This is a genomic window from Streptomyces sp. NPDC031418, assembly GCF_055581605.1.
Genome location: NZ_JBVIJC010000003.1, coordinates 244,421 through 257,657, shown reverse-complemented (window position 1 = coordinate 257,657; position 13,237 = coordinate 244,421). Strand labels below are relative to the sequence as shown.

General features: G+C 70.2%; 12 protein-coding genes. 3 read left to right on the top strand and 9 right to left on the bottom strand.

The features are described from left to right. Positions 1 to 189 precede the first annotated feature (189 nt). Both ACZ5CZ_RS05310 and ACZ5CZ_RS05305 read left to right on the top strand, forming a co-directional pair. Entirely contained in the window at positions 190 to 717 is a 528-nt protein-coding gene (locus ACZ5CZ_RS05310) for a universal stress protein (RefSeq protein ID WP_201830499.1), read from the top strand. A gap of 116 nt (positions 718 to 833) precedes the next feature. Then, positions 834 to 1,376, top strand: a complete 543-nt coding sequence (locus tag ACZ5CZ_RS05305; protein ID WP_468939364.1) for an acetate uptake transporter family protein — start codon at positions 834 to 836, stop codon at positions 1,374 to 1,376. A 119-nt stretch (positions 1,377 to 1,495) separates the two neighbouring features. Here the strand turns inward: ACZ5CZ_RS05305 and glmS are convergent, their stop codons facing one another. The 3 genes from glmS to ACZ5CZ_RS05290 all read right to left on the bottom strand — a co-directional run bounded on the left by glmS (position 1,496) and on the right by ACZ5CZ_RS05290 (position 4,530). Continuing rightward, the gene (gene glmS / locus ACZ5CZ_RS05300; protein ID WP_385843773.1) at positions 1,496 to 3,313 is read right to left on the bottom strand and encodes a glutamine--fructose-6-phosphate transaminase (isomerizing); all 1,818 of its coding nucleotides are present in this window, start codon (positions 3,311 to 3,313) and stop codon (positions 1,496 to 1,498) included. Positions 3,314 to 3,326: 13 nt separating this feature from the next. Next, positions 3,327 to 3,584 carry a hypothetical protein gene (locus ACZ5CZ_RS05295; RefSeq protein ID WP_385843774.1) on the bottom strand — a complete coding sequence of 86 codons (258 nt, stop codon included), beginning with the start codon at positions 3,582 to 3,584 and terminating at the stop codon, positions 3,327 to 3,329. An 85-nt stretch (positions 3,585 to 3,669) separates the two neighbouring features. After that, entirely contained in the window at positions 3,670 to 4,530 is an 861-nt protein-coding gene (locus ACZ5CZ_RS05290) for a DUF4429 domain-containing protein (RefSeq protein ID WP_468939361.1), read from the bottom strand. Between the two features lie 62 nt (positions 4,531 to 4,592). On the opposite strand from ACZ5CZ_RS05290, the gene ACZ5CZ_RS05285 reads away from it, so the two are divergent. Then, positions 4,593 to 6,188, top strand: a complete 1,596-nt coding sequence (locus tag ACZ5CZ_RS05285) for a beta-N-acetylhexosaminidase (protein WP_468939358.1) — start codon at positions 4,593 to 4,595, stop codon at positions 6,186 to 6,188. Here the strand turns inward: ACZ5CZ_RS05285 and ACZ5CZ_RS05280 are convergent. From ACZ5CZ_RS05280 to ACZ5CZ_RS05255, 6 genes are all read right to left on the bottom strand, one after another. Continuing rightward, positions 6,164 to 7,948 (bottom strand): IucA/IucC family protein, encoded by a 1,785-nt coding sequence (locus ACZ5CZ_RS05280; protein ID WP_468939355.1) that lies wholly within the window; start codon positions 7,946 to 7,948, stop codon positions 6,164 to 6,166. The two genes, ACZ5CZ_RS05285 and ACZ5CZ_RS05280, sit on opposite strands and share 25 nt — an antisense overlap. After that, a complete protein-coding gene (locus ACZ5CZ_RS05275; RefSeq protein ID WP_468939353.1) occupies positions 7,945 to 8,469 on the bottom strand; it encodes a GNAT family N-acetyltransferase in 525 nt (174 codons plus the stop codon). The genes ACZ5CZ_RS05280 and ACZ5CZ_RS05275 overlap by 4 nt, the downstream gene beginning before the upstream one ends. Further along, complete coding sequence (locus tag ACZ5CZ_RS05270) at positions 8,466 to 9,758, bottom strand: lysine N(6)-hydroxylase/L-ornithine N(5)-oxygenase family protein (protein ID WP_468939350.1); 1,293 nt, start codon at positions 9,756 to 9,758, stop codon at positions 8,466 to 8,468. Before ACZ5CZ_RS05270 ends, ACZ5CZ_RS05275 begins: the two co-directional genes overlap by 4 nt. Further along, complete coding sequence (desA, locus tag ACZ5CZ_RS05265) at positions 9,742 to 11,184, bottom strand: lysine decarboxylase DesA (RefSeq protein WP_385843780.1); 1,443 nt, start codon at positions 11,182 to 11,184, stop codon at positions 9,742 to 9,744. The genes ACZ5CZ_RS05270 and desA overlap by 17 nt, the downstream gene beginning before the upstream one ends. A gap of 114 nt (positions 11,185 to 11,298) precedes the next feature. Beyond that, a complete protein-coding gene (locus tag ACZ5CZ_RS05260) occupies positions 11,299 to 12,120 on the bottom strand; it encodes a siderophore-interacting protein (protein WP_385843781.1) in 822 nt (273 codons plus the stop codon). A gap of 20 nt (positions 12,121 to 12,140) precedes the next feature. Next, positions 12,141 to 13,178, bottom strand: a complete 1,038-nt coding sequence (locus tag ACZ5CZ_RS05255) for an ABC transporter substrate-binding protein (protein WP_468939346.1) — start codon at positions 13,176 to 13,178, stop codon at positions 12,141 to 12,143. Positions 13,179 to 13,237 lie beyond the last annotated feature (59 nt).

Genomic DNA, 13,237 nt, shown 5'->3' with positions numbered 1-13,237 from the left:
GACGTCGGGGGAGCGCTCCGCTTACGGAGCGTGTGCGGGAACTGGGCTCCGGAGGCGTGCCGCCGTACCCTTGGGGGTATGGGGTTGGGAAGATGTTTCCCGGACACAGCTCCGGGCACGGCTCCACCGCGCAGTTCCGTCGTACGACTGTCGTCCCACCCATAAAAGGATCACAACGCCGAGACAGCCATGGCCGGTCACGAATTCTTCGAACCCGCGGACCGCAAGCGGCCGGTCGCCGATCCCACGGCGGCCGATCCCCTGGCGGCGGCAGAGTCACGCCCTTCCTGCGATCCCGCCTTCCGGCACGGAGTCGTCGTCGGCTTCGACGGGTCCACCTCCAGTGAGCGCGCCCTCGCCTACGCCATCGGCATGGCCCATCGCTCCGGCTCCGGTCTGATCATCGTCCATGTGGCCAACCGGCTGCCCACCACGGTGTGGGCCGGCTGCGAGCCGCCCGTCTTCGTCGACGTCCCGGACCACCGCACCGAGGTCCTGGGGCTGGAACTGGCCTGCGCGGACTATCTGGCCGAGGTGCCCTGGATCCTGGTCGAGCGGGGCGGGGACATCTGCCACGAACTCGAAGAGGTGGGGCGGGAGTACGAGGCGGACGCGATCGTCGTCGGCTCCACGCACGGCATCGTGGGCCGGATCTTCGGCTCGGTGGCCGGCCGGCTCGCCAAGCGGGCGAAGCGGCCCGTCATCGTCATCCCCTGAGTCGCCCAACTCCCTTTGTGCAACGCGAAACTACTCGCGCGTAGAGGTGGTTTGTGCCCTTGTGAAGGGCATATATCGGTCACCCGCGCAACAGCACAGCATGAAGGGAGCCCGCCGTGGACAACGGAAGTACTACGGTGGTCGGCCGACTCGCCCTGGGCATCACCCTGTTGGCGTTCGGTCTCGGTACGACAGGCGTGATCCACGGGGTGGCCGCGTCCGACGCCGTGTCAGTGGCCCACTACGTGGGCGGAGTTGCCCTGTTCCTGGTCGGCCTGCTGGCCTTCCGCGGCGGCGACGGCGTGTCCGGCACGGGCTTCGCGGCCCTCGGCGCGCTGTGGTTCACCTGGGCGGTCGGCGGTCACTCCTCCGCCAACGCGGCCGGACTCTTCCTGCTCCTCTTCGCCCTGGTGGCGCTCACCCTGACCCTCGCGGGCGGGGACGGCCTCGGCCAGGTCGTGTACGGGCTGCTGTTCCTGGCGATGCTGGTGCTGGCCGTCTCGGCCTTCGCCGACAGCTCTTCCCTGGCAAAGGTCGGGGGCTGGGTGGCGGCTGTCTCGGGTGCGGTGGCCTGGTACGCGGCCACGGCCGCTGTCGCGCACTGGCCGACAGCGCTTCCCCGGCGTGCCGCCGGCCGGGGGGTGACGGCCACCGGCTGATCCGCAGCGGCACGTGAATGGACCCCCACGTGAAGGTGGCCACGTAGGGGTCCGTTCTGTTGTCGCGCCTGTGCAGGTGCGTGGGGGCTGGTCGCGCAGTTCCCCGCGCCCCTAGGGAATTACTCCACCGTCACCGACTTGGCGAGGTTCCTCGGCTTGTCTATGTCGCGGCCCAGGGCCTTCGCCGTGTGGTAGGCGAGGAGCTGGAGCGGGATGCCCATCAGGATCGGGTCGAGCTCGTCCTCGTTCTTGGGGACGACGATCGTCTGGTCGGCCTTCTCCTGGTGCTGGTGGGCCACCGCGAGGATCTTGCCGCTGCGGGCCTTGATCTCCTCCAGGGCCGCGCGGTTCTTCTCCAGCAGGTCGTCGTCGGGGACGATCGCGACCGTGGGCAGGGCCGGCTCGATCAGGGCCAGCGGGCCGTGCTTCAGCTCGGAGGCGGGGTAGGCCTCGGCGTGGATGTAGGAGACCTCCTTCAGCTTCAGGGAGGCCTCGCGCGCCACCGGGTAGCCCCGGACGCGGCCGATGAAGAGCATCGAGCGGGCGTCGGCGAACTGCTCCGCCAGCTTCCTGATCTCCTCCTCCTGCTCCAGGATCTCGGCGATCTGGCCGGGCAGCCGGCGCAGACCCTCGATGATCCGCTTGCCGTCGCGGACCGAGAGGTCGCGGGTGCGGCCCAGGTGCAGGGCGAGCAGCGCGAAGGCGACGGTGGTGTTGGTGAAGCACTTGGTGGAGACCACGCAGACCTCGGGGCCCGCGTGCACGTACACGCCGCCGTCGGCCTCGCGGGCGATCGCGGAGCCGACCACGTTGACGACGCCGAGGACCCGCGCGCCCTTGCGCTTCAGCTCCTGCACGGCGGCGAGGACGTCGTACGTCTCACCGGACTGGGAGACCGCGATGTACAGGGTGTCGGGGTCCACGACCGGGTTGCGGTAGCGGAACTCGGAGGCCGGCTCGGCGTCGGCGGGGATCCGGGCCAGCTCCTCGATCATCTGGGCGCCGATCATGCCCGCGTGGTAGGAGGTGCCGCAGCCGAGGATCTTCACCCGGCGGATCCGCCGGGCCTCGCGGGCGTCCAGGTTGAGGCCGCCGAGGTGCACGGTGGAGAAGCGGTCGTCGATGCGGCCGCGCAGCACGCGGTCCACGGCGTCGGCCTGCTCGAAGATCTCCTTGTGCATGTAGGTGTCGTGGCCGCCCATGTCGTACGACTCGGCCTCCCACTCCACGGTGGTGGGCTCGGCGGTGGTGCGCGTGCCCTCGGTGGTGTAGGTGCGGAAGTCGTCGGCCTTGAGGGTGGCCATCTCGCCGTCGTCCAGGGTCACTATCTGGCGGGTGTGGGTGACCAGGGCGGCGATGTCCGAGGCGACGAACATCTCCTTCTCGCCGATGCCGAGGACGACCGGGGAGCCGTTGCGGGCCACCACGATCCGGTCCGGGAAGTCGGCGTGCAGCACGGCGATGCCGTAGGTGCCCTCGATCACCCGGACCGCCTGGCGGACCTTGTCCTCCAGCTTCTCGGCGGTGGAGCGGGCGATCAGGTGGGTGAGGACCTCGGTGTCGGTCTCGGAGAGGAACTCGACACCGTCCGCCTCCAGCTTGCGGCGCAGGTCGGAGGCGTTGTCGATGATGCCGTTGTGCACGACGGCGACCTTGTTGTCGGCCGACATGTGCGGGTGGGCGTTGACGTCGGAGGGGGCGCCGTGGGTGGCCCAGCGGGTGTGGGCGATGCCGGTGGTGCCCTTGAAGCGCGCCGGGACCTTGGCCTCCAGGTCGCGCACCCGGCCCTTGGCCTTGACCATCTTCAGGCCGGGCGCCTTCGGGGAGGTGACGACGATGCCCGCCGAGTCGTAGCCGCGGTACTCCAGCCGCTGGAGGCCCTCCAGCAGGAGGGGGGCCACGTCACGCTTCCCGATGTATCCGACAATGCCGCACATATATACGTATCTCTCAGCCGTAGACCATGCGGCGCAGCTGCCGGAGGGTCAGCTCCGGCGGTGCCACCGCCCGGTATCTCAGGTCCGCCTCGATCCGTTCGAAGATCTCCGTGTTCACCAGGCCCTGGGCCTGGAGCTCGCGGTGGCGGCGACGGACGAACTCCTGGATCGTCTCGTCGAAGTAGGCGAGCACGTCCTGGATCACCCGCAGCGCCTCGCCCCGGTTCAGGGGCGTCGAGCGCGTCAGATGATCAACAAGTTCGTCGTGCACCCGGTAGATCCTGGGGTACCGGACGCGGTTTCGCAAGAATCGTGCCCGATTTCGGGCAGAGGCGCCGGCTGATGTGGTCTGCGTCTCACATGCGCCGCAGAATCGCCTGCTTGGCCAGCGCGAACTCCTCATCCGTCAGGATGCCCTCGCGGTGCAGCTCGCCCAGCTCCCGCAGCCGCCGCAGCAACGCGTCATGGCTGTCGTCGTGTATGTCCGTGGACAGTTCCTTCTGTACGGGTATGTTCTTCGCCGGGTGCGGCAGCCGGGCCTGTACGGCGGCGGCCACCAGGGCCATCAGCGGGTCCTTCTTGAACCCCCACAGCTCGATCGCGTTCGGGTCGAACTTGGCCGGAGCGGTCGCCGGGGCGCCGCGCACCAGGAAGCGGAGGTGGCCGTTCTCCAGTCCGACGGCCGGCTGCCAGGCCACGCCGGTGAGGTCCGCGAGCGGGATCGTCCGCGGGCCGGTGGCGGCCTTGGCGCCCTCGGTCTTCCAGTTCCACTCCAGTCGCACCCGCTGCCCGTCGAAGCTCGCCGTGCCGTCACCGGCCGAGGCGGACACCGGCAGGGCCGGACCCGGCAGCAGGTATGCGTCCACCGGGTCCGCGGAAACCTCCTCCAGCAGCAGGGCGTTGCGGACCTCCTCCGCGAAGTACTCGGCGACGCCGTACCGGTCGGGCTCCACGGTCAGCTGATAGGGGTCGAGCGGCTCGGCGAGCCGGCCGCCGGTCGCCTGGAGCAGCGGATCGGCGCCGTCGCGCAGCCGCAGTCGCAGCCGCCCCGACCGCCGGCCCTGCTCGAAGGCGATCCCGGCCAACGCTCGCAACGGCACCACCAGTTCGCCCAGCTCCCGGCGGAACGGGTCGACGCCCTTGTCCCGGCCCGGAGTCAGCCGCAGGGTGTCCGCCTCGAAGGCCCAGGTGCCGTCCTTCTGGATGATTTCCGCCATGGGGGGATTGTTTCACCGGATCTGCGGGACAGTGGTCTCGACCGCATCCGAAGGGAGCGCAAGTGAGACGCGACCACGGCACGACTCCCCGCATCACCCGCATCCTCGGCGCCCTGCTGCTCGCCGCGGCAGGCGTGTCCACCGTCGGCGCCGCACCCCCGGCCGCCGCCGCACCGGCCCTGCCCGGCCGGGTGATCCCGGCGCCCGCCTCGGTCACGCCGGGCACAGTGCCGTACCGCATCACCCCCGCCACCCAGGTACACGCCGACGACTCGGCCGAGGTCCGCCGGATCGGCGGCTACCTCGCCGGCCTGCTGCGACCGTCCACCGGCTACCGCCTGCCGGTCACCGGCCCGGGCACCGGCGGGATCCAACTGCGCCTGCGGAAAGGCGACTTCGGGGCGGAGGGGTACCGGCTGAGCAGCGGCCCGCTGGGCGTGACCCTCACCGCGAGCGCGCCCGCCGGTCTCTTCCACGGCGTGCAGACCCTGCGTCAGCTGCTCCCGGCGGCCGTCGAGCGCAGAAGCGTGCAGCCCGGCCCGTGGGTGGTCCCGGGCGGCACCATCGAGGACCGGCCCCGCTACGCCTACCGGGGCGCCATGCTCGACGTCGCCCGGCACTTCTTCACCGTCGCCCAGGTCGAGCGCTATATCGACCAGCTCGCCCTCTACAAGATCAACGAGCTGCATCTGCACCTCAGCGACGACCAGGGCTGGCGCATCGCCGTCGACTCCTGGCCCCGCCTGGCGGCCTACGGCGGTGGCACCGAGGTGGGCGGCGGCCCCGGCGGCTACTACACCAAGGCCGACTACCGGCGGATCGTGCGCTACGCGGCCGCCCGCTATCTGGAGGTCGTCCCGGAGATCGACATGCCGGGCCACACCAACGCGGCCCTCGCCTCCTACGCCCCGCTGAACTGCGACGGCGTGGCACCCCCGCGCTACACCGGCACCCACGTCGGCTTCAGCTCGCTGTGCGTGGGCAAGCAGGTGACGTACGACTTCGTGGACGACGTCGTCCGTGAGCTGGCGGCGCTCACCCCCGGCCGCTACCTCCACATCGGCGGCGACGAGGCCCACTCCACCAGCCACGCCGACTACGTCACCTTCATGGACCGGGTGCAGCCGGTCGTCGCCCGGTACGGCAAGACGGTCATCGGCTGGCACCAGCTCACCGGCGCCCGCCCGGTCCCGGGCGCCCTCGCCCAGTACTGGGGCCTGGACGGCACCAGCGCCACGGAGAAGGAACAGGTGGCGCGGGCCGCTCGCAACGGCACCGGACTGATCCTGTCCCCGGCCGACCGGATCTACCTCGACATGAAGTACACCAAGGCCACCCGGCTGGGCCTCACCTGGGCGGGCCTGGTGGAGGTGCGGCGGTCCTACGACTGGAACCCGGGCGCCTATCTGCCGGGGGCGCCCGCCTCGGCGATCAGGGGCGTGGAGGCGCCGCTGTGGTCCGAGACGCTGAAGACCTCCGCCGACCTCGAGTACCTGGCGTTCCCGCGCCTCGCGGGCGCCGCCGAGCTGGGCTGGTCCCCGGCGGCCAGCCACGACTGGGACGCCTACAAGGTGCGGCTGGCGGCCCAGGGCCCGCGCTGGGACGCCCTGGGCATCAGCTACTACAGGTCGCCTCAGGTGCCCTGGCCGGCGCGCTGAGCGAGCGGGTTCCCGAGCGTGCCGACGAGCTGGAGCGCGCCGGACGGGTCGGCGAGGTCCACCATCTGCCGGTTGTTCCGCAGCTGGAGCCGGTTGAGGCAGGACAGCGCGAACTCGGGGGCGAAGATGTCGTACTGCCGGAACTTCTCGGCCAGTTCCGGCGCCGACTCCTGGTACGCGCGGGTGACCTCGGCGACCGTGCCCCAGAACTCGTCCTCGGTCAGGAACCCTTCTTCGGCGAGGTTTGCGGCGAGGAACCGGAAGAAGCAGTCGAAGACATCGGTGAAGACCGACAGCAGCTTCTGGTCCTCCGGGACCTCGACGCGGATCCGCCGCACCTCGGGCGGCAGTACCGCGTCGGGGTCCATCACCACGATCTCCTCGGCGATGTCCTTGTAGACCGCCCGCTGCACCACGCCGTCCTTGAGCACCAGGATGACGTTCTCGCCGTGCGGCATGAACGCCAGGTCGTAGGCGTAGAAGCTGTGCAGGAGGGGGGTGTAGTAGGCCCGCAGATAGCGCCGCAGCCACTCGGCGGGGGCGAGCCCGGAGCGGGTGATCAGCGCGCCCGCGAAGGAGGCGCCCTCGTGGTCGGTGTGCAGCAGTGAGGCCATGGTGGCGAGCGACTCGCCGTCCCCGAGCGAGGCCACCGGGCTCTCCCGCCACAGGGCGGCCAGCATCTTGCGGTACGGCGAGGAGCGGTCGGTGGCCCGCTCGTACTCCAGGTGCCGGTAGCCGACGGCCGCCCGCTCCCGGATGATCGTCAGACCCGTCGACTTCAGCACCGGGTCGTTCTCGACCAGCTGGGCCAGCCAGTCGTTGATGGCCGGGGTGGCCTCCATGTAGGCGGCGGACAGGCCGCGCATGAAGCCCATGTTGAGGACGGACAGGGCCGTCTTCACATAGTGCTTCTCGGGGTGTGAGGTGTTGAAGAAGGTCCGGATCGACTGCTGGGCCAGGTACGCGTCGTCGCCCTCGCCGAGACAGACCAGATGGCGCCGGGCCACCTCGGCGGCGAAGGTGACGGAGAGCTTGTTCCACCACTGCCACGGGTGGACGGGGATGAGGAGGTAGTCCTCCGGGTCGAGCCCCTGGCCGGTGAGCACGGCGCGGAAACGGTTCAGCGTGGTCTCGCCCAGCTCCTCCCGCAGGAATGTGCCGTACTCGATCCCCGCCCCCGCCGTGAACGCGGCCCGTGACCGGTGCGCGGCCAGCCACACCAGCCGTACCGGGCGCGCGGTCTCCGGCGCGTACGACAGGTACTCGTGGACGCCGAACCCGAGCCGCCCGTTGTTCGCGACGAAGCAGGGGTGGCCCTCGGTCATCCCGGTCTCGATGGCCTGGAAGCCGCTGTCCGCCAGCTCGGCGGAGGTGATCGGGGGCTTGGTGAGCTTGTAGCAGGTGCCGGAGAGGGTGGAGGAGATCTCCTCCAGATAGACCGGCAGGATCTCGTCGCTCAGCCCCAGCGACTCCTTCAGCTCGATGAAGAAGTCCAGGGCGGCGAGGGGGAGTTCGGTGCCGTCGCGGTGCCGGGTGACGGACTCGGCGTCGACCTGCCAGTGGTCGAGGGCGCGGCGGACGGCCCGGAACCGGTAGACGGTGAGCCCGTCGTCGCTGCGGACGGCGTACCCCTCGCCGTCCGGCTCGGGGGTGATCAGGCGTTCGTGGGCGAACTCGGCGAGCGCCTTGCGTATCAGCAGGCGGTTGGCCGTCGCCCAGCGCTCGGGGGAGAGGTGGGCCACGGCGTCGGCGAGGTTCATGCGGCCACCGCCCGCAGGAAGTCCTCGCGGGTGCAGAAGCTCAGCAGGGCCTTCTTCTCCGGCTTCTGGATCTCCCGGTCGGGCACGAACCCGACGGCCTTGTTCAGGGCGTGCACCGCCGTGTTGCGCACATCGGGTTCGACCACGACCCGGGTCACGGCCGGGTCCGCGAAGAGGTGCTCCATGACGGCGGTGATGACGGCCCGCGTGAACCCGTGCACGGGGGTGTCCGTGGGCGCCACCAGGAAGTGCATGCCGGTGTCGCCCGGCTCCGGCTCGTAGAGCCCAACCAGCTCGCGGTGCGCGGGGTCGTACCGCTCCATCAGGAAGACCGGCCGGCCGTCGTGCAACCCGAGGAACGCCTCGTGGTGCTCGTCGGCCGCGATCTCCAGGTAGGCCCGCTCCACGTCCTCCAGCCGGGCGTCCTGCATCATCCAGAACGCGGCCTTGGGGTGCGTGACCCAGCCGTGCAGCAGCTCGGCGTCCGTCAGCGGGTCGAGGGGACGGATGGTGAAGGTCATGCTCCGAACTCCTGGAAGGCGATGGTCTTCTCGACCGGGTAGTACTCGGTGCCGAGCAGCTCGCGGATGATGTACGCGTTCCGGTACGGGCCCATGCCCAGGTCCGGAGAGGTGATGCTGTGCGTGTGGACGCCGGCGTTCTGGAGGAAGACGCCCCGGCCGGTGTGGTCGACGGAGTAGTTGCGGGCCACGTCGAAGCGGCCGTGGCCGTCGAAGCGGAGCCGGTCGCGGACGGGGTCGAGGAAGGCCGGGGGCGTGTAGTGGTAGCCGGTGGCCAGCACCAGCGCCTCGGAGCGGATCTCGAAGTCCTTGCCCTGCTCGTCCTGGCGGAAGCCGAGGGTGAAGGCGCCGTCGGTGTGAGAGGCGCTGGTGAGCGAGGAGTTGGTGAGCAGCCGGGTGGGCACCGGCCGGTCCCCGCTCTCCACGTTCTTCTGGTAGAGCAGGTCGAAGATCGAGTCGATCAGGTCCGAGTTGATCCCCTTGAACAGGCCCTTCTGCTGCTTCTCCAGCCGGTAGCGGGTCTCCTCCGGCAGGGCGCGGAAGTAGTCGATGTAGTCCGGGGAGGTCATCTCCAGGGTGAGCTTGGTGTACTCCAGCGGGAAGAACCGCGGGGAGCGGGTGACCCAGTTGAGCTGGTAGCCGTGGTCGTCGATCCCGGCCAGCAGCTCGTAGTAGATCTCGGCGGCGCTCTGCCCGCTGCCGACGATCGTGATGGACCTCTTCCGCTGGAGCTCGGCCTTGCGGTGCATGTACTCGGAGGTATGGATGACATCGCCGGCCAGCCCCCGGCACGGCTCGGGAACGAAGGGCACGGTCCCGGTCCCGAGGACCAGCCGCCGCGCCCGGTACGTCCGGCCGCCCTCGGCACGGACGACGTACACCTCGCCCGTCTCGTCGTACGACACCTCGGTGACCGTGGTGCCGAAGCGGACGCAGCTCAGCTTGCCGGCCGCCCAGCGGCAGTAGTCGTCGTACTCCACCCGCAGCGGATAGAAGTTCTCCCGGATGTAGAACGAGTACAGTCTGCCCTTCTCCTTCAGGTAGTTGAGGAAGGAGTACGGGGAGGTGGGGTCGGCGAGGGTGACCAGGTCCGACATGAACGGGGTCTGGAGATGGGCGCCGTCGAGGAACATCCCGGAGTGCCACTCGAAGTCGGGCTTGGACTCCAGGAAGACGCCGTCCAGTTCGGCGATCGGCTCGGTGAGGCAGGCGAGGCCGAGGTTGAAGGGGCCGAGCCCGATCCCCACGACGTCGTAGGTCTTCTCCGGGGCTTCAGCAAGCGCGGTCAAGGGACTCTCCCAGGTACTGCTCGGCATGGCCGGCGATCAGGTCGAGGACGGCCGCGATGTCGGCCGTCGTGGTCTCGGGGTTGAGCAGGGTGAACTTCAGGTAGTGGCGGCCGCCGACCGTGGTGCCCGCGACGACGGCGTCCCCGGAGGCGAACAGGGCCTTGCGGGCGTGGAGGTTGGCGCGGTCGATCTCGGCGGGGTCGGTGACGGCCGCGGGGATGTAGCGGAAGACCAGGGTGGACAGGGTGGGCCGGACCACGACGTCGTAGCGCGGGTCGGCCGCGAGCAGCTCCCAGCCCTCGGCCGCCAGGTCGCACACCTCGTCGAAGAGGGCGCCGATGCCATCCGCGCCCATCACGCGCAGCGTCAGCCACATCTTCAGGGCGTCGAACCGCCGGGTGGTCTGGAGGGACTTGTCGACCTGGTTGGGGATGCGCTCGGTCACCATGCGGCGCGGGTTGAGGTAGTCCGCGTGGTAGGTGGCGTGCCGCAGGGTGGCCGCGTCCCGGACCAGCAGGGCGGAGGAACTCACCGGCTGGAAGAAGGACTTGTGGTAGTCGACGGTGACGGAGTCGGCGCGCTCGATGCCGTCGATGCGGTCCCGGTACTTGAGGGAGGCGAGCAGTCCGCAGCCGTAGGCGGCGTCCACGTGCATCCACACCCCGTACTGGGCGCACAGCGCGGCGATCTCCGGCAGCGGGTCGATGGAGCCGAAGTCGGTGGTGCCGGCGGTGGCGACGACGGCCATCGGCACCAGGCCGTCCCGGGTGCAGCGCTCCAGCTCGCGGGCGAGGGCGACGGTCTGCATGCGCTTGTCGTGGTCGACGGGCACGGTGACCACGGCGTCCGGTCCCAGCCCGAGCAGTTTCGCGGACTTCTGCACGCTGAAGTGGCCGGCCTCGGAGGCGAAGATCCGCAGTTTCCCGGGCTCCTCGCTCTTCGCCTCCTCCCGGGCCAGCAGCAGCGCCTGGAGGTTGGACTGGCTGCCGCCCGAGGTGAACACGCCGTCGGCGGCGGGGCCGAGCCCGATCCGCCGGGCCGTCCAGTCGACGATCCTGCGCTCGATGAGCGTGCCGCCGGCCGACTGGTCCCAGGTGTCCAGCGAGGAGTTGACCGCGGAGAGCACCGCCTCGCCGAGCACCGCGGGGATGACGACGGGGCAGTTGAGGTGGGCGAGGTAGCGGGGGTGGTGGAAGTAGACCGCGTCCTTCAGATAGACCTCCTCCAGCTCGTCCAGGACGGCGGCGGTGTCGCCCAGCGGGCGGTCGAGGTCGATCGCGTCGACGCGCGGAGTGAGGGCGTCGACGGTGACGCCGGTGAACGGACGGTCGGTGGTGGCGAGTTTGGCCGCCACCCGCTCGACTCCTTCGGTCACGGAGCGGCGGTACTGCTCCGCGGTGAGGCCATTGAGCAGGTGCGAGCGCATGTGGGGGTCCTCCGAGGGGACAGTCCGTGCGGGGGGTTCTACTTAGGTTAGCCTAACCTAAGTTCTTTGGATCAAGACATGCGTGATCCGTGACCGGCGTCACGCGCAAGGGAGTTACCCGGCGGCCCGCAGCTGGTCCTCCGTCATGCCCTGCCGCCAGTACCCCACAAAGGTCACCCGGCGCCGGTCGGCCCCGCACTCCCCGACGAAGTGCCGCCGCAGCGCCTTCACCTGACCGCTCTCCCCGGCGAGCCACACATACGGCCGCTCGGCGCGGGGGAGCGGGGCGGCTCGTACGGCATCGACGGCCATGGGGGACCCGTCGTGCCGTACGAGCCACGTGATCTCCGCGTCCGCCGCCGTGCGCACGTCCTGGATGTCCCCGGCGTGCGGCACCTCCAGCCAGGCCCGGACGCGGGTACCGGCCGGAAGGGCCTCCAGGACCGCGGTCGCGGCGGGTACGGCGGTCTCGTCACCGCACAGCACCACGAGATCCGTGTCCTCGGGCGGCCGGAACCGGATGGCCCGGTTGTCGGCGACGGCCGGACCGAGCAGCAGCACCCGGTCCCCGGCCGTGGCCCGCTCGGCCCAGCGGGAGGCGGGCCCGGCGGGCCGGTGCAGGGCGAAGTCGACATCGATCTCGTCGGGATCCCGGCGCAGCGCGCGCAGCGTGTACGACCGCATCACCGCCCGCACGTCATCGGGCAGCTCCCGCCACCCCTGCCACCATTCGTCCCCCAACTCCAGCGGCACGACGGGAGCCTGCTGCCCCGGGTGCGGCAGGAACAGGGACAGCGACTGGTCGTATCCGTCGGACCGGAAGGCGTGCAGATCGGGTCCGCCGAAGGTGACCCGGACGAGAGACGGCCCCAGCCGCCTCGTCCGTACGACCTCGAGAGAGAAGAACCGGAAAGGGGCGGCTACGGCCGTCGTCATGGGGGGCTCCTGTGTGTGGCTCAGCTGACCTTCTTGGCCTTCTCCAGCGCCTCGGCGAGGTTCGTCAGCAGGGGCACGCACTTGTCGTACGACAGGATCGGCTCGGGGGACCGCGCGATGACCTGGCCCGCCTTCACCGCGGGCAGCTTCTTCCAGGTCGGCTTGGTGATGTCCGCGGGCTGCATGGCCGACGACCGGTCGTCCATCATGATGATGTCGGCCGGGTACTTGTCGACGTTCTCCCAGCTCAGCGACTCGTACCAGCCGCCGCCCTGCTTCTTCGCGCTCTCCGGCGGCTCCACGAAGTTCACGCCGAGGGCCTTGAAGTACTCCAGGTCGATGGAGAGGTTGGTGCCGGAGACGTAGAACAGCTGGTCGCTCGCGCTGCCGGCCATCACCTTGATGCCGGGCTTGGCCTTGGCCGCCGCGCGCAGCCGGGCGGCGGCCGCCTCGAACCGCTTCTTCGCGTCCGTCACCTTCTTCGCCCTCATGTCCGCGCCCAGCGACGCGGCGAGGTCCCACATGCGCTGGAGCGGCTGGGTGAGCTGGCGGTCGTAGACGGAGAGCGCGACGCTGGGGGCCAGCTTGGCGATCTTGTCCTTGGACTCCTCGGGGACGTACCAGAGGGTGCCGGCGCCGTCGAACATGGTCGTGATGAGCACGTCCGGGGCGAGGGAGGCGTACTTCTCGATGTTGAACTGGCCCCAGGTGTTGCCGAGGACCGTCACCTTGCTGACATCCATGTCGCCGGCCTGCACATCGGCCTTGCCGTCCGAGGTCTTCGTCGGGCCGAACACGCCCTTGACCTGGATGCCGTAGTCGTAGAGGGCGGCGCCGACACCGGTGAACGCGACGATGTTCGCCGGGACCCTGTCGAGCTTCACCGTGGTGCCGCGGTCGTCCTTGAAGGACCAGGGCCCGGACGCGCCGTTCTTCGCCGTACCGCCGCTTTTGGCCTTGCCGTCCCCGCAGGCGGCGAGCGCGGCACCGAGGCCGAGAGCGCCGCCCGCGGCGAGGAGGCCGCGACGAGTCGGGTGGGAAGCACGGGCGTTGGGCATGGGTATGACTGCTTTCGACCGGGGCGAGGCGCCCGCCGGACACGTTCGAAGGCAGGTTA